The sequence below is a fragment of the Enterobacter sp. 04-C-12-SI-ECC genome (assembly GCF_047530715.1).
GTDB classification, from domain to species: Bacteria; Pseudomonadota; Gammaproteobacteria; order Enterobacterales; family Enterobacteriaceae; genus Enterobacter; species Enterobacter bugandensis.
The window spans coordinates 20093-44306 of sequence record NZ_JBLKDI010000029.1 but is presented as its reverse complement, the minus strand read 5'-3'; the positions used below and the strand labels follow the sequence as shown (position 1 = coordinate 44306).

20 protein-coding genes and 1 pseudogene are annotated in these 24214 nt (G+C 57.5%); 15 read left to right on the top strand and 6 right to left on the bottom strand.

The window, feature by feature from the left end; translation table 11 throughout:
- Positions 1–14 precede the first annotated feature (14 nt).
- Both yagE and ACMWL8_RS23685 read right to left on the bottom strand, forming a co-directional pair.
- On the bottom strand, positions 15–923 hold the full coding sequence (gene yagE, locus ACMWL8_RS23690; protein ID WP_028015323.1) for a 2-keto-3-deoxygluconate aldolase: 909 nt from the start codon (positions 921–923) through the stop codon (positions 15–17).
- Positions 924–1125: 202 nt separating this feature from the next.
- Complete coding sequence (locus ACMWL8_RS23685) at positions 1126–1578, bottom strand: YhcH/YjgK/YiaL family protein (protein WP_045259600.1); 453 nt, start codon at positions 1576–1578, stop codon at positions 1126–1128.
- Between the two features lie 675 nt (positions 1579–2253).
- Here ACMWL8_RS23685 and arcA point away from each other — a divergent pair.
- From arcA to ACMWL8_RS23660, 5 genes are all read left to right on the top strand, one after another.
- Entirely contained in the window at positions 2254–3474 is a 1221-nt protein-coding gene (gene arcA, locus ACMWL8_RS23680) for an arginine deiminase (RefSeq protein WP_045259601.1), read from the top strand.
- A gap of 9 nt (positions 3475–3483) precedes the next feature.
- Entirely contained in the window at positions 3484–4395 is a 912-nt protein-coding gene (arcC, locus tag ACMWL8_RS23675; protein ID WP_045259602.1) for a carbamate kinase, read from the top strand.
- A 26-nt stretch (positions 4396–4421) separates the two neighbouring features.
- Complete coding sequence (gene argF, locus ACMWL8_RS23670) at positions 4422–5426, top strand: ornithine carbamoyltransferase (RefSeq protein ID WP_045259603.1); 1005 nt, start codon at positions 4422–4424, stop codon at positions 5424–5426.
- A 47-nt stretch (positions 5427–5473) separates the two neighbouring features.
- Positions 5474–6877 (top strand): YfcC family protein, encoded by a 1404-nt coding sequence (locus ACMWL8_RS23665; RefSeq protein ID WP_045259604.1) that lies wholly within the window; start codon positions 5474–5476, stop codon positions 6875–6877.
- Positions 6878–6957: 80 nt separating this feature from the next.
- Positions 6958–7437, top strand: a complete 480-nt coding sequence (locus ACMWL8_RS23660) for an arginine repressor (RefSeq protein ID WP_028015317.1) — start codon at positions 6958–6960, stop codon at positions 7435–7437.
- A 3-nt stretch (positions 7438–7440) separates the two neighbouring features.
- On the opposite strand, the pseudogene ACMWL8_RS23655 reads toward ACMWL8_RS23660, so the two are convergent.
- A pseudogene (locus ACMWL8_RS23655) lies at positions 7441–7558 on the bottom strand (hypothetical protein).
- On the opposite strand from ACMWL8_RS23655, the gene ACMWL8_RS23650 reads away from it, so the two are divergent.
- The 5 genes from ACMWL8_RS23650 to gbpA all read left to right on the top strand — a co-directional run bounded on the left by ACMWL8_RS23650 (position 7538) and on the right by gbpA (position 11134).
- Positions 7538–7642 (top strand): pyrBI operon leader peptide, encoded by a 105-nt coding sequence (locus ACMWL8_RS23650; RefSeq protein ID WP_022646880.1) that lies wholly within the window; start codon positions 7538–7540, stop codon positions 7640–7642. The pseudogene ACMWL8_RS23655 and the gene ACMWL8_RS23650 overlap by 21 nt on opposite strands.
- Positions 7643–7676: 34 nt before the next feature.
- Positions 7677–8609 carry an aspartate carbamoyltransferase gene (pyrB, locus tag ACMWL8_RS23645; RefSeq protein ID WP_045259605.1) on the top strand — a complete coding sequence of 311 codons (933 nt, stop codon included), beginning with the start codon at positions 7677–7679 and terminating at the stop codon, positions 8607–8609.
- 12 nt (positions 8610–8621) lie between these two features.
- On the top strand, positions 8622–9083 hold the full coding sequence (gene pyrI, locus ACMWL8_RS23640; protein WP_010427352.1) for an aspartate carbamoyltransferase regulatory subunit: 462 nt from the start codon (positions 8622–8624) through the stop codon (positions 9081–9083).
- A 73-nt stretch (positions 9084–9156) separates the two neighbouring features.
- On the top strand, positions 9157–9543 hold the full coding sequence (ridA, locus tag ACMWL8_RS23635; RefSeq protein ID WP_023305331.1) for a 2-iminobutanoate/2-iminopropanoate deaminase: 387 nt from the start codon (positions 9157–9159) through the stop codon (positions 9541–9543).
- A gap of 139 nt (positions 9544–9682) precedes the next feature.
- Positions 9683–11134 carry an N-acetylglucosamine-binding protein GbpA gene (gene gbpA / locus ACMWL8_RS23630; protein WP_045259606.1) on the top strand — a complete coding sequence of 484 codons (1452 nt, stop codon included), beginning with the start codon at positions 9683–9685 and terminating at the stop codon, positions 11132–11134.
- An 83-nt stretch (positions 11135–11217) separates the two neighbouring features.
- Here gbpA and ACMWL8_RS23625 read toward each other — a convergent pair whose 3' ends face one another.
- The gene (locus tag ACMWL8_RS23625) at positions 11218–13602 is read right to left on the bottom strand and encodes a beta-N-acetylhexosaminidase (RefSeq protein WP_045259607.1); all 2385 of its coding nucleotides are present in this window, start codon (positions 13600–13602) and stop codon (positions 11218–11220) included.
- A 178-nt stretch (positions 13603–13780) separates the two neighbouring features.
- The gene (gene mgtA / locus ACMWL8_RS23620) at positions 13781–16489 is read right to left on the bottom strand and encodes a magnesium-translocating P-type ATPase (RefSeq protein WP_045259608.1); all 2709 of its coding nucleotides are present in this window, start codon (positions 16487–16489) and stop codon (positions 13781–13783) included.
- 390 nt (positions 16490–16879) lie between these two features.
- On the opposite strand from mgtA, the gene treR reads away from it, so the two are divergent.
- The 4 genes from treR (at position 16880) to ACMWL8_RS23600 (ending at position 21964) form a co-directional block, all read left to right on the top strand.
- Positions 16880–17827, top strand: a complete 948-nt coding sequence (gene treR / locus ACMWL8_RS23615) for a trehalose operon repressor TreR (RefSeq protein WP_045259609.1) — start codon at positions 16880–16882, stop codon at positions 17825–17827.
- 128 nt (positions 17828–17955) lie between these two features.
- Entirely contained in the window at positions 17956–19374 is a 1419-nt protein-coding gene (gene treB / locus ACMWL8_RS23610) for a PTS trehalose transporter subunit IIBC (RefSeq protein WP_045259643.1), read from the top strand.
- A gap of 51 nt (positions 19375–19425) precedes the next feature.
- A complete protein-coding gene (treC, locus tag ACMWL8_RS23605; protein ID WP_045259610.1) occupies positions 19426–21081 on the top strand; it encodes an alpha,alpha-phosphotrehalase in 1656 nt (551 codons plus the stop codon).
- 136 nt (positions 21082–21217) lie between these two features.
- Entirely contained in the window at positions 21218–21964 is a 747-nt protein-coding gene (locus ACMWL8_RS23600) for an oligogalacturonate-specific porin KdgM family protein (protein WP_045259644.1), read from the top strand.
- Between the two features lie 8 nt (positions 21965–21972).
- Here the strand turns inward: ACMWL8_RS23600 and ACMWL8_RS23595 are convergent, their stop codons facing one another.
- Positions 21973–22632: a MurR/RpiR family transcriptional regulator gene (locus ACMWL8_RS23595; RefSeq protein ID WP_041911449.1), complete on the bottom strand. Its 660-nt coding sequence runs from the start codon at positions 22630–22632 to the stop codon at positions 21973–21975.
- A gap of 179 nt (positions 22633–22811) precedes the next feature.
- Between ACMWL8_RS23595 and ACMWL8_RS23590 the strand changes: the two genes are divergently transcribed.
- Positions 22812–24209 (top strand): PTS fructose transporter subunit IIC, encoded by a 1398-nt coding sequence (locus tag ACMWL8_RS23590; RefSeq protein WP_072049661.1) that lies wholly within the window; start codon positions 22812–22814, stop codon positions 24207–24209.
- Positions 24210–24214: the final 5 nt, after the last annotated feature.

Here is a 24214-nt window from a genome sequence, read left to right as displayed (position 1 = left end):
CGTTATCGTCCGGCTCAGCAGAGCTTGAGCTGTTGCAGCAGGGTTTTCAGCTGCGCCTTACGCGGCTCGTCCAGCGGCGTGGCGGGCGGCAGCACGTGCGTGGAGACAGGACGACCACAAAGCACGATCGCCTCTTTAATGACGTTCACAAACGGCGTATCCAGCTGATACATCTGCGGGATTTGCAGCAGGGTCTGATGATACTCAGCCGCTTTCGCCACGTCTTTATCCCGCCAGGCTTTCAGAAGATCCACCGACACCTGCGGGGCGAAGTTGCCGCTCGCCGAAATCGCCCCGTCGCCGCCGAGCAGCAGGGTATTAAACAGATGATCGTCGTAGCCGCACAGCACGGTGAAGTGCGGATGAGCGGCTTTAACGGTGAGGATCATGCTGCGCAGGTGGGCGACGGAGTCGATGGTGTCTTTGATGCCGATAATATTGCTGCGCGAATCGGCAAGGGTTTTCACCAGCGCCGGAGTCAGATCCTGCCCGGTCAGCGCCGGGAAGTTATAGAGCATCACCGGCAGCGTGACGCTGTCGGCCACCTGCTCGAAATAGCGGATCAGGTTCGCTTCCGACACCTTCCAGTAGTAGGGGTTGATCACCACGATGCCGTCCGCGCCCGCCTGCTGCGCGTGCTGGCTGAGTTCAATGGTTTCCCGGGCGTTGGTGCCGCCGGTGCCGATCAGCACCGGCACACGACGATCGACATGATCGATAGCAAAGCGGGCAATGGTTTTACGCTCTTCGGCGCTGAGCTGGGAGAACTCGCCGCCGCTGCCCAGGAAGAACAGGCCGTCAACGCCTGCTTTGATGAGATCGTCGATCAGCGCGGCGGTGCCCTGCTCATCAAGCTGGCCGTCGGCGGTAAAAATGGTGGAGACAGGGGGAATGATTCCCGTGAACAACGCGGACTGCGGCATAAGATCTCCTTGTTGAATCATTTTGTTCTACATTATAGAACAGCGTTCATTAATTTAACGATCATACTATGACGCAGAAAAAGGGGAGGTAAATGGGAGATGAGGAGGGAGTGCGGGAAGTTTAAGCTGGATCACATTATGCGTGGGTGCGGTCTGGTGCCCCAGCCCTCTCCCGGTGGGAGAGGGCTGGGGTGAGGGGAAATTACTCCACCAGCATTTTAACAACCACTTTTCTGACCTTAGCAGGCTCCCCCACCGCGCACAGCGGCTTATGCACTTCACCCGGCCAGAACACCACAAAATCCCCTTCGCTCAGCACCACGGTTTTCTCCTGCTCGCCTTCCGGCAGGAACGCGATGTCTTTATCCGCCAGCCAGTCGGTGTCCGGCGTGCCGTGCGGCAGGGTGCTGAACGTCATCCCTTCCTGGCCCTTCAGCACAATCTGGATATCCAGATAGCGCGCGTGGTACTCGGCGCGGCGCTCGGCGAACGGCTGGGCCATGTCTTCTGACACAAGATAAAACAGGCTGTTGCCGTTGATGTCATGCTTCCCGAGCGGCGTGGCGTCGGTGACATGGGCTTTAACGTGCTCAATGGCCTGGCGCAGCGCGTCAGGCAGCCAGGACTGCAGATGGTGAATGTTGCCGATAATCATGGGAAACCTCTCGATGTAAAACAACGTTTCATTTTTGTCTTTTATACGAGAGTTAAGCCTGCCATACCAGCCCTTTTTCGACGAGGCTTGCGCGAGCGCATGTTTATTGGGAAAGGTGTTAACCCGCTGTTAATCCTGCCCAGGCAATTATGCAGCGGTTATGCATAACCTCATTTCGAGCGCGCTAAAGTTCTCACATAACCCACTGAAATAAAGAGCTTAATAACAAAACCCGCTGCCGTATCACATTTTACGACTTTGATAATTTCCGTTATAAGCCCATAATTATTTATGGATTTTCCTTAAGTCAAAAATAGTTAATTATCATTATTGCATAGACATTCTTGCCATTTCATTTAATCGTTTAAAATCAAATGGATAACCAATAATTACAAAATGTATAATTCTACAAAATAATAACAACCTCAAATAATGCCACCGGATCCTGCTTAGCTATTCAACTCCCAATAATATGAAATTAATCATTATCTGATGCGAATCATGCAAATGAAAACAAACTCATTAATATCCATTTTCGCGTGAGCAATATCACATTACGGATTATTTAACTGCCTAGTATAAATCACGAAATCAATTGAGCTTAGCCGCCATGTAATTAAACACATCACATGGCGCATGCCCTTTTTATTCTGAAAAACAGTTAAAGGAATAATTATGGAAAAGCATTACGTCGGTTCTGAAATTGGTCAATTGCGTAGCGTTATGCTGCACCGCCCTAATTTAAGCCTGAAGCGGTTAACGCCCTCAAACTGTCAGGAACTGTTATTTGATGATGTACTGTCGGTTGAACGGGCGGGTGAGGAGCATGACATCTTCGCCAACACGCTGCGCGAGCAGGGGGTGGAAGTCCTGCTGTTGACCGACCTGCTCACGCAAACCCTTGATATCGCAGAAGCGAAAGCCTGGCTTCTTGAAACGCAAATCTCCGATTATCGCCTCGGGCCAACCTTTGCCGGCGACGTGCGCGGCTGGCTGGCGGATATGCCGCACCGTGAACTGGCGCGGCGATTAAGCGGGGGATTAACTTACGGCGAAATTCCGGCAGCCATTAAAAATATGGTAGTGGATACCCACACGGCGAATGATTTTATTATGAAGCCGCTGCCGAACCACTTATTTACCCGCGATACCTCCTGCTGGATTTATAACGGCGTGTCCATTAACCCGATGGCGAAACCCGCCCGCCAGCGTGAAACCAATAATCTGCGCGCGATATATCGCTGGCACACGGCATTTGCCGACGGCGATTTTATTAAGTATTTCGGCGACGAGAATATTAATTACGACCACGCCACCTTAGAAGGCGGCGACGTACTGGTGATTGGCCGCGGCGCGGTATTGATCGGCATGTCTGAACGCACGACCCCGCAGGGCGTGGAGTTCCTCGCCAACAGCCTGTTCAAACACCGCCAGGCCGAACGCGTGATCGCCGTTGAGCTGCCGAAACATCGCTCCTGCATGCACCTCGACACGGTGATGACCCACATCGACGTGGATACTTTCTCCGTCTATCCGGAAGTGGTGCGCAAAGACGCCCAGTGCTGGACGCTCACGCCGGACGGACGCGGCGGCCTGCTGCGCACGCAGGAAACCGACCTGCTGCACGCCATTGAGAAAGCCCTCGGCATTAACCAGGTCCGCCTGATCACCACCGGCGGCGACGCTTTTGAAGCGGAACGCGAGCAGTGGAACGACGCCAACAACGTCCTGACTATCCGCCCCGGCGTGGTGATCGGCTACGAGCGCAACGTCTGGACCAACGAGAAGTACGACAAAGCGGGCATCACCGTGCTGCCGATCCCCGGCGACGAGCTGGGACGCGGCCGCGGCGGCGCGCGCTGCATGAGCTGCCCACTGGAACGCGACGGAATTTAAGGAGCCATCATGGAACGAAAACCCACTCTGGTTGTGGCCCTGGGCGGCAACGCGCTGCTCAAGCGCGGCGAGCCGCTGGAAGCGGATATCCAGCGCCAGAACATCAAGCAGGCCGCCCGCATCATCGCCGGATTAACAGAACAGTGGCGCGTGGTGCTGGTGCACGGCAACGGGCCGCAGGTCGGGCTGCTGGCATTGCAGAACAGCGCCTACGACAAAGTGACGCCCTACCCGCTGGACGTTCTCGGCGCGGAAAGTCAGGGGATGATCGGCTACATGCTCCAGCAGGCGCTGAAAAACAATCTGCCACAGCGCGAGGTGAGCGTCCTGCTCACGCAGGTAGAGGTGGACGCCGCCGACCCGGCCTTCAGCAACCCGACCAAATACATCGGCCCGGTGTACAGCGAAGCGCAGGCGAAAGCGCTGGCCGCAGAAAAAGGCTGGACGTTCAGGGCCGACGGCACCTATTTCCGCCGCGTGGTGCCCTCTCCGCAACCGAAGCGCATCGTCGAGAGCGATGCCATCACGGCGCTGATCCAGCGTGACCACCTGGTGATCTGCAACGGCGGCGGCGGCGTGCCGGTAGTGGAAAACGCCAACGGCTATCACGGCGTTGAGGCGGTGATCGACAAAGACCTCTCCGCCGCCCTGCTGGCGCGTCAGATCGAGGCCGACGCCCTGCTGATCCTCACCGATGCCGACGCGGTGTACCTCGACTGGGGCAAGCCGACCCAGCGCCCGCTGGCGCAGGTGACGCCGGAATTGCTTAAAGACATGCCGTTCGACGCCGGATCGATGGGGCCGAAAGTGGCCGCCTGCCGCGAATTTGTTGAGGCCTGCAACGGCATTGCCGGGATCGGCGCGCTGGCCGACGGCGCGGAGATCCTGGCGGGCGAGAAAGGCACGCTGATTCGTAACTGATCACTCATTTTAAAAAGGATTTACCCATGACCATCAACCTGAAAAACCGCAACTTCCTCAAACTGCTGGACTACACCCCGGCGGAAATTCAGTACCTGATCGACCTCGCCATCGAGCTGAAGGCGGCCAAAAAAGCCGGGCGCGAGAAGCAAACCCTGGTCGGGAAAAACATCGCCCTGATCTTTGAAAAAACTTCCACCCGCACCCGCTGCGCTTTCGAAGTGGGCGCGTTTGACCAGGGCGCGCAGGTTACCTACCTCGGCCCAAGCGGGTCGCAGATCGGCCATAAAGAGTCGATGAAAGACACCGCCCGCGTGCTGGGCCGCATGTATGACGGCATCGAATACCGCGGCTACGGCCAGGCCATCGTCGAGGAGCTCGGAGAATACGCGGGCGTGCCGGTGTGGAACGGCCTGACCGACGAGTTTCACCCAACGCAAATTCTCGCTGACCTGATGACCATGCTGGAGCACTCCCCGGGCAAAACCCTGCCGGAGTTAAGCTTTGCCTATCTCGGCGACGCGCGGAATAACATGGGCAACTCCCTGATGGTCGGCGCGGCCAAGATGGGGATGGATATCCGCCTCGTGGCACCGAAATCCTTCTGGCCGGAAGCCGGGCTGGTTGAGCAGTGCCGCGCCATCGCCAAAGAAACGGGCGCACGCATCACCCTCACCGACGACGTGGAAGAAGGCGTGCACGGCACCGATTTCCTCTACACCGACGTGTGGGTCTCCATGGGCGAGCCGAAGGAGGCCTGGGCCGAGCGCGTCAGCCTGATGAAGCCGTATCAAATCAACGCGGACGTCATGAAGGCCACCGGCAACCCGAACGTCAAGTTCATGCACTGCCTGCCCGCGCTCCACAACGAGCACACCAAAGTGGGCCGCGAGATCGAGATGGCGTACGGCCTGAAGGGGCTGGAGGTGACGGAAGAGGTCTTTGAATCACCGAACTCCATCGTCTTTGACGAAGCAGAAAACCGCATGCACACCATTAAGGCGGTCATGGTGGCGACACTCGGCGACTAATCACCGCCCGGCGCGCCGCGGGGTGCGCCGGGTTTCAGGAGAACATCATGGGCAAGTTCAAGTTTCCCTCCGCTTACACCATTCTCTTTTTTCTGATTGCCGTGGTTGCCGTGCTGACGTGGATTGTTCCGGCCGGGCAGTACCATATGGCGATGAACGAGGCGCTCGGCAAAGAGGTGCCGGTTGCCGGCACCTATGCGCACGTGGCATCGCACCCGCAGGGGCTGGTGTCGGTGCTGATGGCCCCGATAGCCGGACTGTACGATCCGGAATCCGGCCAGGCCGGGGCGATCGACGTTGCGCTGTTTATCCTGATCATCGGGGGATTTCTCGGGATCGTCACCAAAACCGGGGCAATTGACGCCGGGATCGAGCGCGTCACCACTAAGCTGCGCGGGCGCGAAGAGTGGATGATCCCGATCCTGATGGCGCTGTTTGCCGCAGGCGGCACGATTTACGGCATGGCCGAAGAGTCGCTGCCCTTCTATACCTTACTGGTGCCGGTGATGCTGGCGGCGCGGTTCGATCCCGTGGTTGCCGCGTCCACCGTACTGCTCGGGGCGGGGATCGGCACGCTCGGCTCTACTATTAACCCGTTCGCGACGGTGATCGCAGCCAACGCCGCCGGGATCCCCTTCACCAATGGGATCATGCTGCGCATCGCGCTGCTGGTCATCGGCTGGATCATCTGCGTGGCGTGGGTGATGCGCTATGCCCGTAAGGTGCGCAAAGATCCGTCGCTGTCGATCGTGGCGGATAAACAGGAGGAGAACCTCGCCCACTTCCTCGGCAACAAGGGCGAGCAGTCGCTGGAATTTACCCCGGTGCGCAAACTCATCCTGGTGATTTTCGCCCTCGCCTTCGCGGTGATGATCTACGGCGTGGCGGTGCTGGGCTGGTGGATGGCGGAGATCTCGGCGGTGTTCCTCGCCAGCGCCATTATCGTTGGGCTTATCGCCCGCATGAGCGAAGAGGAGCTGACGTCGACGTTTATCAACGGCGCGCGAGATTTGCTGGGCGTCGCGCTGATTATCGGCATCGCGCGCGGTATCGTAGTGATTATGGATAAGGGCATGATTACCCACACCATTTTGCACAGCGCCGAGGGGATGGTCACCGGATTGTCGACGGTGGCGTTCATTAACGTGATGTACTGGCTGGAGGTGGTGCTGTCGTTTCTTGTGCCTTCTTCGTCCGGCCTGGCCGTTCTGACGATGCCGATCATGGCGCCCCTTGCCGATTTCGCTAACGTCAACCGCGACCTGGTGGTTACGGCTTACCAGTCGGCGTCCGGCATCGTTAACCTTATCACCCCCACCTCTGCCGTCGTGATGGGCGGGCTGGCTATCGCCCGCGTGCCCTACGTGCGTTATCTGAAATGGGTCGCGCCGCTGCTGGGGATTTTGACGGTGGTGATTATGGTGGCGTTAAGCCTGGGCGCGTTGTTGTGATTTGCCGGATGGCGCTGCGCTCATCCGGCCTACGGATCGGTGCGGTGCCACCGGTTATTTCGGGAACTGATATGGGAACTATGATGGATTACGAAGAGTACTCTCCCAAAGAGCAACTACAGCTAACGGTCTGCCAGCGTCTGATCGCGGAAAAGAGCTATCTCTCTCAGGAAGAGATCCGCCGCGACTTGCAGGAGCGGGGTTTTGAGACCATCAGCCAGTCCACCGTTTCACGTCTGCTCAAGCTGCTTGGCGTCATAAAAATTCGCAATGCCAAAGGGCTAAAGATTTATTCGCTGAATCCCCAGCTGCGCCCTGCCCCCGACGCCGCGCGCACCGTCTCCGAAATGGTGGTGAGCGTGGAGCACAATAGCGAATTTATCCTTATTCATACCGTTGCCGGATATGGCCGCGCGGTGGCGCGTATTCTGGATTATCACCAGTTACCGGAAATTTTAGGCGTGGTGGCGGGAAGCAGTATCGTCTGGGTCGCGCCCCGGGTGGTGAAGCGTACCGCGCTGGTGCATAAGCAAATTAATTATTTACTCAGAATGCATTAGTATTCATAAAGAACCGTTTGCATTGAGTAAAGCGTGCATTAAATCGCTTGATCCCATAAACGAGCTGCGTATAATGCCCGACAATTTGCCGGGAGGAAGCATGGTCAAGCGTGTACGACATAACGTCTTACCGCGTCTGAAATCAGACGCTGGCCTGCCGTTTTTCTTCCCGTTGCTAAACCTATTCCCAGAGCCCCTCATTTGAGGGGCTTTTTTTTGCCCGGCGTCAGGAGATAAACATGAATCCGCTTTATCAAAAACACATCATTTCCATAAACGACCTCAGCCGCGAAGAGCTGGAACTGGTTCTGGAAACCGCGGCAAAACTGAAGGCCAATCCGCAGCCGGAGCTGCTGAAGCACAAGGTGATCGCGAGCTGTTTCTTTGAAGCCTCGACGCGCACCCGCCTCTCCTTTGAAACCTCCATGCACCGCTTGGGCGCGAGCGTGGTGGGCTTCTCGGACAGCAGCAACACGTCGCTGGGCAAAAAAGGCGAAACCCTGGCGGATACCATTTCAGTGATCAGCACCTACGTTGACGCGATTGTGATGCGTCATCCGCAGGAGGGCGCGGCGCGTCTGGCGACCGAGTTTTCCGGCGGCATTCCGGTGCTGAACGCCGGTGACGGCGCCAACCAGCATCCGACGCAGACCCTGCTGGACCTGTTCACCATTCAGGAGACCCAGGGCACGCTTGAAAATCTGAACATCGCCATGGTCGGTGACCTGAAGTACGGTCGCACCGTCCACTCCCTGACCCAGGCGCTGGCGAAATTTAGCGGCAACCGCTTCTTCTTCATCGCCCCGGACGCGCTGGCGATGCCGCAGTACATCCTCGACATGCTGGACGAGAAAGGCATTACGTGGAGCCTGCACGCCAGCATCGAAGAGGTGGTGGGCAACGTGGATATTCTCTATATGACCCGCGTGCAGAAAGAGCGTCTGGATCCGTCCGAATACGCCAACGTGAAGGCGCAGTTCGTGCTGCGCGCCAGCGATCTCGACGGCGCACGCTACAACATGAAGGTGCTGCACCCGCTGCCGCGCATCGATGAGATTGCCACCGACGTGGATAAAACGCCGCACGCCTGGTACTTCCAGCAGGCCGGGAACGGCATCTTCGCTCGCCAGGCGTTACTGGCACTGGTTCTGAATCGCGAATTAGCTCTGTAAGGGGAGACGACCATGACACACGATAACAAACTCCAGGTTGAAGCCATCAAGCGTGGCACCGTGATTGACCACATCCCTGCGCAGGTGGGCTTTAAGCTGCTGACGCTGTTCAAACTGACCGAAACCGACCAGCGCATCACCATCGGGCTGAACCTGCCGTCCGGCGAAATGGGCCGTAAAGATCTTATCAAGATCGAGAACACCTTCCTGACCGACGAGCAGGTCAACCAGCTGTCGCTGTACGCGCCGGACGCCACGGTTAACCGCATCGACGATTACGACGTGGTGGGCAAATCCCGCCCGAGCCTGCCGGAGCGCATCGAAAGCGTGCTGGTCTGCCCGAACAGCAACTGCATCAGCCACGCCGAGCCGGTTTCGTCCAGCTTTGCAGTGAAAAAGCGCGCCAATGACATCGCGCTCAAATGCAAATACTGCGAAAAAGAGTTTTCCCATTATGTGGTGCTGGCCAACTAATTGAGGTTGGTAATGAAATCCCGGCTGTTATAATGGCCGGGAACATTCTTAACGCTGTAATTCTGGAGAAAAAATGAGCAAAGCACTCGCGACGGAAAATGCACCAGCGGCTATCGGCCCATACGTTCAGGGCGTTGATCTGGGCAGCATGATCATCACCTCTGGCCAGATCCCGGTAAACCCGAAAACCGGTGAAGTACCGGCCGACGTGGCGGCGCAGGCGCGTCAGTCGCTGGAAAACGTGCAGGCTATCGTTGAATCTGCAGGCCTGAAAGTGGGTGATATCGTCAAAACGACGGTGTTCGTGAAAGATCTGAACGACTTCGCCACCGTTAACGCCACTTACGAAGCGTTCTTCACCGAGCACAACGCCACCTTCCCGGCGCGCTCCTGCGTGGAAGTGGCGCGTCTGCCAAAAGACGTGAAAATTGAAATTGAAGCGATCGCCGTACGTCGTTAATACATTTCAATAAACAGAAGGCAGCTCGGGCTGCCTTTTTTATTTCGGTTATTTTTACTCTCCGGGTAAAATGACACAGAGCCAGATCCATTATTAGACTCTCCCTCGCCTAGTAATATTCTCTAATAATGGATGAGTAATGAAACTTTCAAAAATTGCACTTGCCCTCGCAACAGTGACCGTTGCATCTTCGGCATTTGCTCACGGATATATTGAATCTCCTGCCAGCCGCGCCTATATGTGTAAGCTGGGTCAAAATATTGATTGCGGCTCCGTGCAGTATGAACCGCAGAGCGTAGAGAAAACCTCCGGCTTCCCGACCGGGGCAGAGCCAGCAGACGGACACCTCGCCAGCGCGGGTATCTCTCAATATTCACAGCTGGATAAGCAGAGCCTGAATGCGTGGACTAAAAACCCGATGACCGCGGGCCCGCATGAATTTGTCTGGCACCATACTGCGCCGCATAAAACCACCAACTGGCGTTATTACATTACCAAACAAAACTGGGATCCAAATAAACCGCTAACTCGCGATCAGTTTGAATTAACCCCGTTCTGTACAATTAACGGAAATAGCCAGGCGCCAGCCGTAACTAAATCCATGACCTGTAATGTTCCTGAACGCACAGGTTATCAGGTAATTTACGGCGTATGGGAAATTGCAGATACCACAAACAGCTTCTATCAGGCTATCGACGTTGATTTCGGGAATGGCGGCAACGTTACCCCGGACGAAACGCCTGCGGTTGTGTCCGAGTGGAGCAAAACCCTGAGCGGCCAGATTGCCGGTAATAACCTGAACGTGGGCGATAAAGTTATCGCACGCTTCTTCGACGCCCACGGCGAAGTGACCGCCATGCGCACCGAGATGACCATCGGCTCTGCTGAACAAGGCGACGCTAACCAGTGGTCCTACGATCTGGCGCAGAAGATCAACACCGCGCAGCACGACGTGCGCGTCGGTGTGAAGGATGAAGCCGGTGACATCAGCCCGGTTCACGGCGCCAACAGCGTATTCGTGAAAGACGGCAGCACGCTGCAGTCCGTTGCTATCTCTTATGAAGAGCAAAAAGCGCAGGTGAATGAGACCATTGCCGTTACCGATCTGCAATACAGCAAAATCGAACATGGCAACGCGACCGTGACCTTCCACGTGAATACGCAGGGCGACGTGAATTTTGAAGCACACGTGATGAACCACCACGGTGCGGAAAAAGGCTACCTGAAGCAGGACATGAACAACAGCAATCAGGACGTCACCATGACCCTGACCGACGTGACCGCCGGCCACCACATGCTGAAATACTACGCGACCAATAAAGACGGCACCCTGTTCGCGCAGGACGTCCTGAACCTGATGCTGGAAGGCGATGCCGCTGCGGATAGCACCGGCCACCACGACTTTACCTTCCCGGACAATATCGCGTCGTACAAGGCAGGTACCGTGGTGCTTCAGCCTAAAGACGGTAAGACCTACGAATGTAAGCCTTTCCCGTACAGCGGCTTCTGCGTGCAGTACAGCCCAACCGCAAACCAGTATGAGCCAGGCGTTGGCGCACACTGGAAAGAGGCGTGGGTTCTGAAGAACTGAGTGGCCTTTATGCCCGGCGGCACTTCGTTTGCCGGGCCTACACCACGTAGGCCCGGTAAGCGCAGCGCCACCGGGCATGTGTGTTACTGATTTCGCGTGGCGCGTAGCAGCGTCTCCAGCGGATAGACCGCCGCAATCACCACCTCATCCTGCACCTTCGCCGCGCTGTCCAGTTCGCTCTGGATCGACGCGATCTCTTTGTCGTCCAGCGTCCCCTGACGCGCCACCAGATCCGTCAGCCTCAGGCCAATCGAGGCCAGCTTATCCACCTCCAGAATGACCGGCTTAATGGCCTTCAGCTGATAGCTGTTTTCGCACAAGGCCAGCACGTCGCTGGTGTTGTTCTGCCAGCGGTTAAAGACGTGGCGCAGCGCCTCGGCGCTCTCCGTGTCTTCCGCGTCGCTCACCAGGCGGTCCACCCACTTGTGCATCTGACGCACGGTAGCGCTTTCGGCGTTCAGCGCATCTGCAAGTCTGTTAAGCGGCTCAAACTGATGGTAGTTTCCGGCCTGGAACTTCAGGTGCTGGCGGGTGTAATACTGGGCCGGCTCGAGCGCCTGGGCGAGGATTTGCAGCGGCAGGGTGTCCGCACTGTTAGCGAGGCGCGTGAACTGCACCTGCTGCTGGGTATGCTGCTGCAGCCCGACGGAAACCGTCGACCAGCTGTCCATCGCCTGCAGGCGGGTATACATGTTATCGACGTCGTTGACGTCCTGCGCGGACCACAGCCGCTCCGCCACCGCAAAGGCGCGCGGCCACAGGCGGATGTCCAGCACCGGCGCGACCACGTTTTCCGCCCACAGCGCGGCTTCGCCGCCGAGCAGGTTGGCCTGATTCGCCACGTCCGGCACGACCGGAGGGGTACCTTTCGGCACGTCGTCCAGACGCGCGCCGCTAATCGGGTAGCGGGTGTTTCCCACCAGGAAATAGCCGGTGAGTTTGTCGTTATCAACGTTGACCACCGGGCGCGTTTCACCCATCCAGGTGTCGACGGTAAAGGTCACCTGGTTGTCGTCGCGCCACTGAATGTTATTCACCGCCCGACGCGATTTCCCGGCAAAATCAATAAAACCGCGCCAGCCGGCGTCGCCTTTCACCAGCGTAAAGCTGCCTTCCACCGGCTTGCCCTTCAGGCGCGGCATGGAGAAAGCCCAGCTCTGGACGCTGTCGGTGTCCGCTATCACGTCCACGCCATTCAGCCCCTGCGGCACGATTTCGTTGCGGTAGTGATAGGCGGTGGACTGGGGCTGGTCGAGGTAGAAGCCGGTTGAGAGAATGCCCTTATAGCCATTCTGCGCCAGCTGCCCCAGCGCGTCCTGTCCCTGCCAGGACTGGATCAGAATGCTTTTCGGCAGATCGGGATGGTAGATCTCGTCCCAGCCGACCATCTGCCGGTGGTGCTTCTCAAGGATCGTCTCCAGCTTGCGGTTGAAATACGCCTGCAGCGCGTGGCTATCCGCCAGTTTATTGTCGCGCATAAATCTCTGGATCGCCGCGTTTGCCTTCCACTGGCTGTCGTCCACCTCATCGCCGCCAATATGCAGATACGGATCGGGGAAGATCGCCGCCAGTTCGCTGACCATCGCGTCGGCGAAGGTGTAGGTCGCCTCTTTGGTGGGATCCAGCACAGGCTTTAGTACGCCCCAGTGGCGCTCCATAGCGTACGGCCCCGGCGCGCTCATCAGTTCTGGATAGGCGACGGCAATCGCTGAGGCGTGGCCCGGCATATCGATTTCCGGCACCACGCGTATGCCGCGTTCGGCAGCGTAACGCACAATCTCACGCATCTGCTCAGGGGTGTAGAACAGCCCGTCGCTGGCAAGTTGGGTTAATTTTGGATAACGCTTCGAGGTAAAGCGCCAGCCCTGATCGTCAGTCAGATGCCAGTGCAGGACGTTGAGCTTGGCCGCAGCCATGCCGTCGATCTGACGTTTGATATCGGGTAACGGGATGAAATGGCGCGCCGAATCGAGCAGCAGCCCGCGCCACGGGAAGCGCGGCGAATCGTCGATGGTAACCCATGGAATCGAAGTGTTTTCGGCACCGTTCTGCATCAGCTGGAGCAAGGTTTCCATTGCGCGAAATGCGCCAAAGCGGGTGTTAGCGGAGATGTTCACGCCGTTGGCATCCACTATGAGTTTGTAGCTCTCATCGCTGTCCGGCAGCGGCTGCGGCTTCACCTTTTTAGCGATGGCGATGCGGATGGTCGGCTTGTCAGGTTTTTCGGCCTGCGGCTGTAGCGTCCAGCCGGTTTGCAGCGCAATGCGCTGGCGCAGGCGGTTGACCGCGTCCCCCAGATCGTCGCCGCTGACGCTCACGGAGAGTTGATTGTTAAGCACCAGCGCGCCCTGCGTCGTCGGGCGTTCAACCTTCGCAGGCCAGGGCATCAGGGGAAGATCGCCTGCCGGCGCGGCAAAAGCGGAGGCGCCGAGCATAAGCCCGGCGGTTAAGAGACTGTACCGTAACATGAATGTTCCTTATCTGACGGGCCAAATACAGGCAAAACATTCTGTTAACATGCGTACAAATTGTCGTCAAGCGAATGCGCCGACGGAGATCACAGGTTGTTGAATTTGGGAGGAAAGCCAGATGCCGGGTGGCGGCTTCGCCTTACCCGGCCTACGTTTGGATTGTGGCAAAATGAGCTTACTGCCACCCATATCGACGCGCATAGAATCCTTTCACCATCTGCGTCAGCACCATATAGCCCGCGAGGATCGCCACCAGCCATGGGAAGTAGCTCAGCGGCAGCGCCTGCAGTTGGAGGTAACCTGCCAGCGGTGAGAACGGCAGCGCGATACCCAGCGCCATCACAATGCCCGTCATCACAATCAGCGGCCACGCGGCACGGCTCTGGATGAACGGAATGCGGCGGGTGCGGATCATATGCACAATCAGCGTCTGGGACAGCAGCCCTACCACGAACCAGCCGGACTGGAACAGCGTCTGGTGTTCCGGCGTGTTGGCGTGGAACACAAACCACATCAGGCAGAATGTCAGAATGTCGAAGATGGAGCTGATCGGCCCAAAGAACAGCATGAAGCGTCCCAGATCGGCCGGGTTCCAACGCTGCGGCTTCTGGATTTGCTCGTCATCAACGTTATCAAACGGGATCGCTACCTGAGAGACATCGTACATCAGGTTCTGGATCAGCAGGTGCAGCGGCAGCATCGGCAGGAACGGCAGAAACGCGCTCGCCACCAGCACGCTGAAGACGTTACCGAAGTTGGAGCTGGCGGTCATTTTGATGTACTTGAGCATGTTGGCGAAGGTGCGACGCCCTTCGATGACGCCCTCCTCCAGCACCATCAGGCTCTTTTCCAGCAGGATGATATCCGCCGCTTCACGGGCGATATCCACGGCGCCGTCCACGGAGATGCCAATGTCCGCCGCACGCAGCGCGGGCGCATCGTTGATGCCGTCGCCCATAAAGCCCACCACGTGCCCTTCACGACGCAGCAGCGTCACAATGCGCTCTTTGTGCATCGGCGTCAGGCGGGCAAACAGCGTCGTGCGCTGGGCAAGCTGCGCCAGTTCGTCGTCGGTGAGGTGCTCAATGTCGCTCCCCACCACCACGTCGCCCGCGTCCAGCCCCACTTCGTGACACACTTTGGCCGCCACCAGCTCGCTGTCGCCGGTGAGAATTTTGACGGTGATGCCGCTCGCCTTCAGCGCCTTCAGCGCCGGTGCGGTGGTCTCTTTCGGCGGATCGAGGAATGCGATGTAACCCTCGAGGATCAAATCGGATTCGTCGATACGCTGATAGTCCCCCTCCCGCGCGGGCAGGAATTTGCTCGCCACCGCCACCACGCGCAGCCCCTGACGGTTCAGGTTGTCGGTGACGCGCTTGATGCGGCGCAGCATGGTGTCGTCCAGCGGCACGATCTCCCCGTTATGGCGAACCTGCGTGGAGACGTTCAGGATCTCCTGCAGCGCGCCTTTGCAGATCAGCTGGTGCACGTCCGGCTGCTCGCTGACCACCACCGACATGCGGCGGCGCTCGAAGTCGAACGGGATTTCGTCCACCTTCTGCCAGCGGCCGGAGAGCGTACGGGCGGCCTCCTCGTCCACGCCTTCCAGCACCGCCACGTCGAGCAGGTTTTTCAGCCCGGTCTGGTAGTGGCTGTTCAGCCACGCGCTGTGGAGCACGCGCTCGCTGGTTTTACCGGCGATGTCGGTGTGGTTCTCCAGCACGATTTTATCCTGTGTCAGGGTGCCGGTTTTATCGGTGCAGAGAATGTCCATCGCGCCAAAGTTCTGGATGGCGTCGAGGTGTTTGACGATCACCTTTTGTTTAGAGAGTTTGACCGCCCCGCGCGCCAGCGTGGAGGTAACGATCATCGGCAGCATTTCCGGCGTCAGGCCAACGGCCACGGAGAGCGCGAACAGCGCCGCTTCCCACCAGTCGCCTTTGGTGTAGCCGTTGATCAGCAGGACAATCGGCGTCATGACCATCATAAAGCGGATCAGCAGCATGCTGACGCGGCCAATGCCTTTCTGGAACGCATTCGGCTCGCTCTCCTGCTCGCTGACGCGCCCGGCCAGCTGCCCAAACCAGGTGTTGCCGCCGGTGGCGGTGACAATTGCCTGCGCCGTGCCGCTGACCACCGTGGTGCCCATAAAGCACAGGGTGTCGCACTCGAGCGGGTTCATCTGCTGCGGGTCGCGGCTGCGCGATACCTTCTCAACGGGCAGGGACTCCCCGGTCAGGGAGGCCTGCGCCACGAACAGATCCCGCGCCTGGATGATGCGTAAATCCGCCGGGATCATGTCTCCCGCCGCCAGCTTCACCAGATCGCCCGGCACCAGCTGGTCAATAGGCAGTTCCACCCAGGCGTTTTCGCCGAGGTCGTTAATCACGCGCGAGACGGTCGCGGTGTTGCTGACCATCGCTTTCAGGGCGTCCGCCGCTTTGGTGGAGCGGGCTTCCTGAATGAAGTTCAGCAGCGTGGAGATACCCACCATCAGGGCAATCACGCCCGCGGCAAAGAGATCTTCCGTCGCGTAAGAGATAATGCCGAGTACGGTCAGCAGCAGGTTGAACGGGTTGCGGTAGCAGAGCCACAGGTGCACCCACCACGGAGAGGGCTTCTGCGCCGGGATCTGGTTATCGCCGTGCACGGCGCGGATTTTTTCCACTTCAGACGCGTTCAGCCCTTCCGGATGGCCGCCAAAGGCGCGCCAGACTTCGTTTTCATCCATCGCCGCCACGTTCAGGCAGCGTTCGGTCAGGGACGCCGGGATCGCCGCTCCCGCCATGTTTTTGGCATTGGGCAGCGGATCGCGCTGAACAAGACGGTGTGGCAGATGGCGGCTCAGCAGCGCCTGCAGCTGCCGGGTGATATTTTTAAACATAGACATTCCTCCGCATCCGCCAGGCGGACGCAGCATTCCCTTCAGGCGTGGCAAAGCCGTACCTGTCAGGCACTCAATTTTTCAAGCAGGAACGTTTGGGACGTTGCTGCCTCACATTACCGGTGAGACAGCAAAAGCTGGCTTACCGGAAAGAACAAATTCTCCCGTTCAGGAGAGGTGCGGGATCGGGATCCATAAAGCCTCCGGTAAGTAAAAAAACAGGGTGTCGCCGCGCAGTATAAAGATTTAAGCGTACCCTTTGTGACGATTCGGGCGGTATTATACGCGCCTGCAAATAAACAGTACGTAAACCAGACTTTGCCCATAGCGAAATCGCGCTATAGCATTAGGCTCAATTGACCATTTTGTCGTTGTTACAGGGAAAACAGCATGCAGAACCGCCTTACAATTAAAGACATCGCGCGTTTAAGCGGCGTGGGGAAATCAACCGTCTCACGCGTGCTGAACAACGAAAGCGGCGTCAGCGAACGCACCCGCGAGCGCGTTGAGGCGGTCATGAATCAGCACGGTTTTTCCCCTTCCCGCTCCGCGCGCGCCATGCGCGGGCAGAGCGATAAAGTGGTTGCGATCATCGTTTCGCGTCTGGATTCCCTCTCCGAAAACCTCGCCGTTCAGACCATGCTGCCTGCCTTCTACGAGCAGGGCTATGATCCGATCATGATGGAGAGCCAGTTCTCGCCACAGCTGGTGGAAGAACATCTCGGCATGCTCCAGCGCCGTAACATTGACGGCGTGGTGCTGTTTGGTTTTACCGGCATTGACGAGGAGATGCTGAAACACTGGCAGCCGTCGCTGGTGCTGCTGGCGCGCGATGCCCACGGCTTTGCCTCCGTCTGTTATGACGATGAGGGAGCGATTATTACCCTGATGCAGCGTCTGTACGAAGAAGGCCACCGCCACATCAGCTATCTGGGCGTGCCGCACGCGGACGTTACCACCGGCAAGCGCCGCCACGAGGCCTATCTGGCCTTTTGCAAAAAGCACAATCTCCCTGCCGTGGCCTCCCTGCCGGGGCTGGGCATGAAGCAGGGCTACGAGCAGGTCGCCAGCGTCCTGACGCCGCAGACCACCGCGCTGGTGTGCGCCACGGACACCCTTGCGCTGGGTGCCTGCAAGTATCTTCAGGAGCAGCGCATTGATAACCTGCAGGTGGCGAGCGTCGGCAGCACGCCGCTGATGAAGTTCCTGCACCCTGAAATTATCACCGTCGATCCGGGCTACGCCGAGTCCGGCAGGCAGGCCGCCGCGCAGCTGATCGAGCAGATCAACGGGCGGAGCGAGCCGCGCCAGATCGTTATTCCTGCCCGTCTCTCATAACCCCCCCTGAATCGTTTATTGTGATCTTCGCCCGATTTCGGGAACGTTCCCATTTTCGCCGTCACGCTGAAGGAGTAGGCTTGCGCTCAGGTCATTACCCCCCTCAACATCTGTCATGAGGTTTCATGATGAGTAAAGTCAAACAAGCAGATATCGATCGGCTGATCGTCCTGGTCGGCGGCCGCGAAAACATCGCCACCGTCAGCCATTGCATTACCCGCCTGCGCTTCGTGCTGAACGATCCAGCCAAGGCCAACCCGAAGGCGATTGAAGAGCTTTCCATGGTGAAAGGCTGCTTCACCAACGCCGGACAGTTCCAGGTGGTGATTGGTACCGAAGTGGGCGATTACTATCAGGCTCTGCTGGCGACCACCGGACACTCTTCTGCCGATAAAGAGCAGGCGAAGAAGGCGGCGCGCCAGAATATGAAGTGGCACGAGCAGCTGATTTCCCACTTTGCAGAAATCTTCTTCCCGCTGCTGCCGGCGCTGATCAGCGGGGGCTTAATTTTGGGCTTCCGTAACGTCATCGGCGATGTGCCAATGAGCGACGGTAAAACCCTGGCGCAGATGTACCCAGCGCTGCAAAGCATCTATGACTTCCTGTGGCTGATTGGCGAAGCGATTTTCTTCTATCTGCCGGTGGGGATTTGCTGGTCCGCCGTGCGCAAGATGGGCGGTACGCCAATTCTCGGTATCGTACTGGGCGTCACGCTGGTCTCTCCGCAGTTAATGAACGCTTACTTACTTGGTCAGCAGGTGCCGGAAGTGTGGAACTTCGGCCTGTTTACCATCGCCAAGGTGGGCTATCAGGCGCAGGTCATTCCGGCCCTGCTGGCGGGTCTGGCGCTGGGCTTTATTGAGACGCGTCTGAAGCGCATCGTGCCGGATTACCTCTACCTGGTGGTGGTGCCGGTCTGCTCGCTGATCCTGGCCGTCTTCCTGGCGCACGCTTTTATCGGTCCGTTTGGCCGCATGATCGGCGACGGCGTGGCCTTCGCGGTGCGTCATCTGATGACCGGCAGCTTCGCGCCAATCGGTGCCGCGCTGTTTGGCTTCCTGTATGCCCCGCTGGTGATCACCGGCGTGCACCAGACCACGCTGGCCATCGATATGCAGATGATCCAGAGCCTCGGCGGTACCCCGGTCTGGCCGATTATCGCACTCTCTAACATTGCTCAGGCCTCTGCGGTGACCGGCATCATTATCGTTAGCCGTAAGCACAACGAGCGTGAGATCTCCGTTCCGGCGGCCATCTCCGCCTATCTCGGCGTCACCGAACCGGCGATGTACGGCATCAACCTGAAGTACCGCTTCCCGATGCTCTGCGCGATGATCGGCTCCGGCCTGGCGGGCCTGTTGTGCGGCCTGAACGGCGTGATGGCGAACGGGATTGGCGTCGGCGGCCTGCCGGGGATCCTCTCCATCCAGCCTACTTTCTGGCAGGTGTTTGCCCTGGCCATGGCGGTGGCGATTATCGTCCCCATGGCGCTCACCACCGTGGTTTACCAGCGTAAGTTCCGTCAGGGCACGCTGCAGATTGTTTAACTTCATCTTTCGGGGCGCAGTTGCGCCCCTTCGCATTTGCAGGAACGCACTATGAATACCCTTCCTCACTGGTGGCAGAACGGCGTCATCTACCAGATTTACCCAAAGAGTTTTCAGGACACCACCGGCAGCGGCACCGGCGATCTGCGCGGCGTGACGCAGCGGCTGGATTACCTGAAAACCCTCGGCATCGACGCCATCTGGCTGACGCCGTTTTATATTTCCCCGCAGGTGGATAACGGCTACGACGTGGCGAATTACACCGCCATCGACCCGTCCTTTGGCACGCTGGATGACTTTGACGAGCTGGTTGCCGAAGCGCACGAACGCGGCATTCGCATCGTGCTGGATATGGTGTTTAACCATACCTCCACGCAGCACGCCTGGTTCCGCGAGTCGCTGAACAAAGCGAGCCCGTACCGCCAGTTCTACATCTGGCGCGACGGCACGCCGGAGCAGCTCCCCAACAACTGGCGCTCCAAGTTTGGCGGCAACGCCTGGCGCTGGCACGCCGAGAGCGAGCAGTATTACCTGCACTTGTTCGCCCCAGAGCAGGCGGACCTCAACTGGGAAAACCCGGCGGTGCGCGCCGAGCTGAAAAAGGTATGCGAGTTCTGGGCCGATCGCGGCGTGGACGGCTTGCGTCTGGACGTGATTAACCTCATCTCTAAAGATCAGGATTTCCCGGACGACACCATTGGCGACGGTCGCCGCTTCTACACTGACGGCCCGCGCATCCACGAATATCTTCAGGAGATGAGCCGCGACGTCTTCACCCCGCGCAACCTGATGACGGTGGGCGAGATGTCGTCAACCTCGCTGGAGAACTGCCAGCAGTACGCGTCGCTCGACGGGCGCGAGCTGTCGATGACCTTTAACTTCCACCACCTGAAGGTGGACTACCCCGGCGGCGAAAAGTGGACGAAGGCAAAGCCGGACTTCGTGGCGCTGAAAACCCTCTTCCGTCACTGGCAGCAGGGCATGCACAACAAAGCCTGGAACGCGCTGTTCTGGTGTAACCACGACCAGCCGCGCATCGTGTCGCGCTTTGGCGACGAAGGGGAACACCGCGTTCACGCTGCAAAGATGCTCGGCATGGTGCTGCACGGCATGCAGGGCACGCCGTATATCTACCAGGGTGAAGAACTGGGCATGACCAACCCGCACTTCAGCCGCATCACCGACTACCGCGACGTGGAAAGCCTGAACATGTTCGCCGAACTGCGGGCCAACGGTCGCGATCCGGATGAACTCCTGGCGATTCTGGCGAGCAAGTCCCGCGATAATGGCCGTACGCCGATGCAGTGGGATGCCTCGCACAACGCGGGCTTTAGCGAGGGCGAACCGTGGATTGGCGTGTGCGACAACTATGAGACGGTGAACGCCCGCGCGGCGCTGGACGATGCGGATTCCGTCTTCTACACCTATCAGTCGCTGATTCGCCTGCGCAAAACCCTCCCGGTGCTGACGTGGGGAGATTATGAAGATCTTCTGCCGGAACATCCTTCCCTGTGGTGTTACCGCCGTCAGTGGCAAGGGCAGACGCTGATTGTAGTCGCGAACCTGAGCCGCGAGCGCCAGCAGTGGCAACCGGACCCGGTACAGGGCGCATGGCAGGTCGCACTCAGCAACTATGAGGACGTCCCCTCTCGTCCCGATACGCTGCAACTGCGCCCGTTTGAAGCCATCTGGTGGGTGCAGGAATAAACGTCAGGAGATACAGCATGCTGTATCTCCTTTTTTTATGTTTAGCGATACGCTAAATGTACGACGATAACTTTTACATCACGGCGTACCGAAAATAAAAATAGTCCTGCCAATTAAATAACCTCGGCAGGACATGATGAAAAAGACAATTATTAAAGTAACGTGTATTAGCGCATTATTATTGAGCACACAGGGATGGTGCGGAAATACGTCCGTCGACCTTCGCTTTGGCCATAATACGCGCTCTGACGTAAATGATTCTCGTATTAAGGTTATGCATCAGGCGGATAACGGTTTTTACTTCTCCGTTGAAGCCGCACAAAACCATAACGACACTTTTTTTGGTGATACCGACCGAAATAATCCCGATGATAAAGGGTTAACGGAGGCGGCACAGGAGATTGAAACGCGCTGGCGCTTCAATCTGGGCAATGGCTTTGCCGTTGCGCCTGGCATGGTGACGGTTTTCACCCCCAGTAATACCCACTATCGCCCCTTCATTCAGGGCTGGAAAGCGTTCGATAACGGTCTGAATCTTTCCGCCCGTTACCGTTATAACACCGTCAATGACGCGCACAGCGACAAAGAACTCGACGGCAGCGGCTATACCCGCCGTCAGTCACACCAGTTCGACATTTGGTTCGCGTACAACATTGGCAAATTCGGTATGTCCTACAACCCGCGCTTCCGCTGGCAGGATAATGTCGATCAGGGAACCGGGGATGATACCTACTGGGAGCATACCGTTGCGTTCAACTACCAGCTCGACGATGGCTGGACGCCTTACGTCGAGCTGGTGTCACTGGATAAAACCTATATCAACAATGACGGCAACCATGAAAATGATTATGCCGTACGTCTGGGGATTGTGAAGCAGCTCTGACGGCCTGACTACACCGTATCGTGCTGCAGCAGCCTGCAGCCGATACGGTCCACGGCGCTTAACAGTTCAAGCTGGCCCTCCCGCTGATACAGCGATACCGCGTTAATGTCGATCGATAACGGCCAGCATAGCGTTGAGATCGACGCCAGCGTCGCCCCCTGACGGGTAATTGCAATAATCTTTAAGCCCTTGCGCAGCGCGTTTCGCGCCATTTCTATCAGCGACTGTGTCTCCCCGGATTTGCTGATCAGCACCAGCGTCCCCTTCGATACCCTTGTCAGCTGGTGCATGTCATTCAAAATAAGATGCGGCAGGCTCGCCAGCGATAAAAAGCGCGACAGGTAGTTGAGGCTGGTAAGCGAGGCGCCGCGTGCGTACAGATAGATATGGCTGGAATGGATGAGCAGCCTGGACACCTCCGCCACAATGTCGTCCGCCTGCGGACCCGCGTCGGGCACTGCAGGCGCCGGGGTAAAATGATCGCGTAAAAAACGATACCGAAGCTCGGTATAGCTTTTATACCCCATTTTTTTACACACACGATTAACGGATGTTGTCGTTGTAAAGGTATCACGGGCAATCTCTTTTGCCGAAATATTAGAAATATTACACGCGTGATGCTGAATGTATTCAAATATCAAGCGTTCACTTCCCTGGAATGAATTCATATATTACACCCTGTTTAATCCCGGCATGATATTAACACAACAGAGAAATAGTCTCTGGAAGGCGCTTCACACATTGCATTTACGCGTATCACGATACGTAATTAGTATTAGCAAACGTTAAAAACTGTTTTAGGTTCTCTTTATACTTTCCCTGTTTTCACATCCAGGGAATTATGACAATGACGAAACAGAAAGTTGTCGCGGTAACGGCCTGCCCGACGGGCATTGCACATACCTTTATGGCGGCGAATAAAATTATTGCATGGGCTAAAGAGCATAATATTGAGGTTAAGGTCGAAACGCAGGGCAGCGACGGCGTTAAAAACCGCTTAACGAAGCAGGATATCGCCTCCGCCACGGCCATTATTCTGGCAACCGACGTCCCCATTCAGGATGCCGAGCGCTTTGAAAACATTCCCCACCTTCAGACCCGCACGCAAGAGCTGATCAAGCATACCGATCGCTATCTGCGTCAGGCGCTTGCCATGGAAAAAAACGTCACGACTGTCGTACATGAAGAAGAACTCCAGCCTTCGGCTTACCAGATTTTTATTGGCCATATCATGGCGGCCATCAGCTATATGCTGCCGGTGGTGGTCATGGGCGGGCTGATGATGGCAACGGCCAAAATTACCGGCCAGTTTATTAACATCGACCATTCGCCGTTCAGCGTGCTGGATAAAGTGGGCTTTATGACCATTAAGTTCATGTATCCGGTTTTCGCCATGTATCTGGCGTTTTCCATTGCCGGCAAACCGGCGCTCATCCCCGGACTTATCGGCGGCATCATGTCAGACGAGGTCTACAAGCGCTTCTTTGATATCGAAGGCTTTATGCCGTCCGGCTTTTTCGGCGCGATCGGCATTGGCTTTTTTGTGGGCTATCTGGTGCGCTGGCTGAATGATTCCATTCACGTCCGCCAGCAGCTCACCACCATCAAGACCATGCTGGTCGTCCCGCTCATCACCGGCATTACGCTGGTGATGGTCATGGAATATTTGATTAACCCGATTTTTGGCTCGCTTAACCAGCTGATGGTGGTCTTTTTTACCTCGGCAGGTGACACCGGGCGCGGATTCTATTCCGCGATGATCGCCGCAGGCACCGCGTTCGACCTGGGCGGCCCGGTCAACAAGGCGGCAGGCTCAGTCGCGCTCGGCCTGAATGGCATGAGCGAAACGTTTGATCTCACCGCCCGCGAACTCTCCATCGTGATCCCATCTATTGGCGTCGGCTTTGCCGCGTTCCTCAACGGCCGCTTTGGACTACCGGATGTTTTTAGCCGGGAAGAGAAAACCGTTGGCAGCACCTCGTTGCTGTTGGGCGTGATTGGGATCTCCGAAGGCGCGATCCCGTTCATCCTGAAAAACCCACGTCTGATCCCGGTGTTTATGACCGGTGCCGTTGCCGGCGCGCTGGTCGCCATTGCACTCGGCGTGAAGCAGACGCTGCCGCTGCCGGCCATCTGGGGCTGGCCGCTGGCAACCAACGTGGCGGGCTACCTGGCGAGCGTCTTTATTGGCGCACTGATTTGCGCCCTGGGCGTGCTTTACGTCAGCCCAAAGAACGCCAGCTAAGGGGA

Bases quoted from the DNA above. Each gene is read 5' to 3' on its own strand.
- argF (WP_045259603.1), top strand. From the start codon at position 4,422: ATGACCATCAACCTGAAAAACCGCAACTTCCTCAAACTGCTGGACTAC.
- ridA (WP_023305331.1), top strand. From the start codon at position 9,157: ATGAGCAAAGCACTCGCGACGGAAAATGCACCAGCGGCTATCGGCCCA.
- ACMWL8_RS23595 (WP_041911449.1), bottom strand. From the start codon at position 22,632: ATGAATTCATTCCAGGGAAGTGAACGCTTGATATTTGAATACATTCAG.
- ACMWL8_RS23685 (WP_045259600.1), bottom strand. From the start codon at position 1,578: ATGATTATCGGCAACATTCACCATCTGCAGTCCTGGCTGCCTGACGCG.
- ACMWL8_RS23665 (WP_045259604.1), top strand. From the start codon at position 5,474: ATGGGCAAGTTCAAGTTTCCCTCCGCTTACACCATTCTCTTTTTTCTG.
- pyrI (WP_010427352.1), top strand. From the start codon at position 8,622: ATGACACACGATAACAAACTCCAGGTTGAAGCCATCAAGCGTGGCACC.
- treR (WP_045259609.1), top strand. From the start codon at position 16,880: ATGCAGAACCGCCTTACAATTAAAGACATCGCGCGTTTAAGCGGCGTG.
- treC (WP_045259610.1), top strand. From the start codon at position 19,426: ATGAATACCCTTCCTCACTGGTGGCAGAACGGCGTCATCTACCAGATT.
- yagE (WP_028015323.1), bottom strand. From the start codon at position 923: ATGCCGCAGTCCGCGTTGTTCACGGGAATCATTCCCCCTGTCTCCACC.
- treB (WP_045259643.1), top strand. From the start codon at position 17,956: ATGAGTAAAGTCAAACAAGCAGATATCGATCGGCTGATCGTCCTGGTC.
- ACMWL8_RS23625 (WP_045259607.1), bottom strand. From the start codon at position 13,602: ATGTTACGGTACAGTCTCTTAACCGCCGGGCTTATGCTCGGCGCCTCC.
- mgtA (WP_045259608.1), bottom strand. From the start codon at position 16,489: ATGTTTAAAAATATCACCCGGCAGCTGCAGGCGCTGCTGAGCCGCCAT.
- gbpA (WP_045259606.1), top strand. From the start codon at position 9,683: ATGAAACTTTCAAAAATTGCACTTGCCCTCGCAACAGTGACCGTTGCA.
- arcC (WP_045259602.1), top strand. From the start codon at position 3,484: ATGGAACGAAAACCCACTCTGGTTGTGGCCCTGGGCGGCAACGCGCTG.
- pyrB (WP_045259605.1), top strand. From the start codon at position 7,677: ATGAATCCGCTTTATCAAAAACACATCATTTCCATAAACGACCTCAGC.
- arcA (WP_045259601.1), top strand. From the start codon at position 2,254: ATGGAAAAGCATTACGTCGGTTCTGAAATTGGTCAATTGCGTAGCGTT.
- ACMWL8_RS23590 (WP_072049661.1), top strand. From the start codon at position 22,812: ATGACGAAACAGAAAGTTGTCGCGGTAACGGCCTGCCCGACGGGCATT.
- ACMWL8_RS23650 (WP_022646880.1), top strand. From the start codon at position 7,538: ATGGTCAAGCGTGTACGACATAACGTCTTACCGCGTCTGAAATCAGAC.
- ACMWL8_RS23600 (WP_045259644.1), top strand. From the start codon at position 21,218: ATGAAAAAGACAATTATTAAAGTAACGTGTATTAGCGCATTATTATTG.
- ACMWL8_RS23660 (WP_028015317.1), top strand. From the start codon at position 6,958: ATGATGGATTACGAAGAGTACTCTCCCAAAGAGCAACTACAGCTAACG.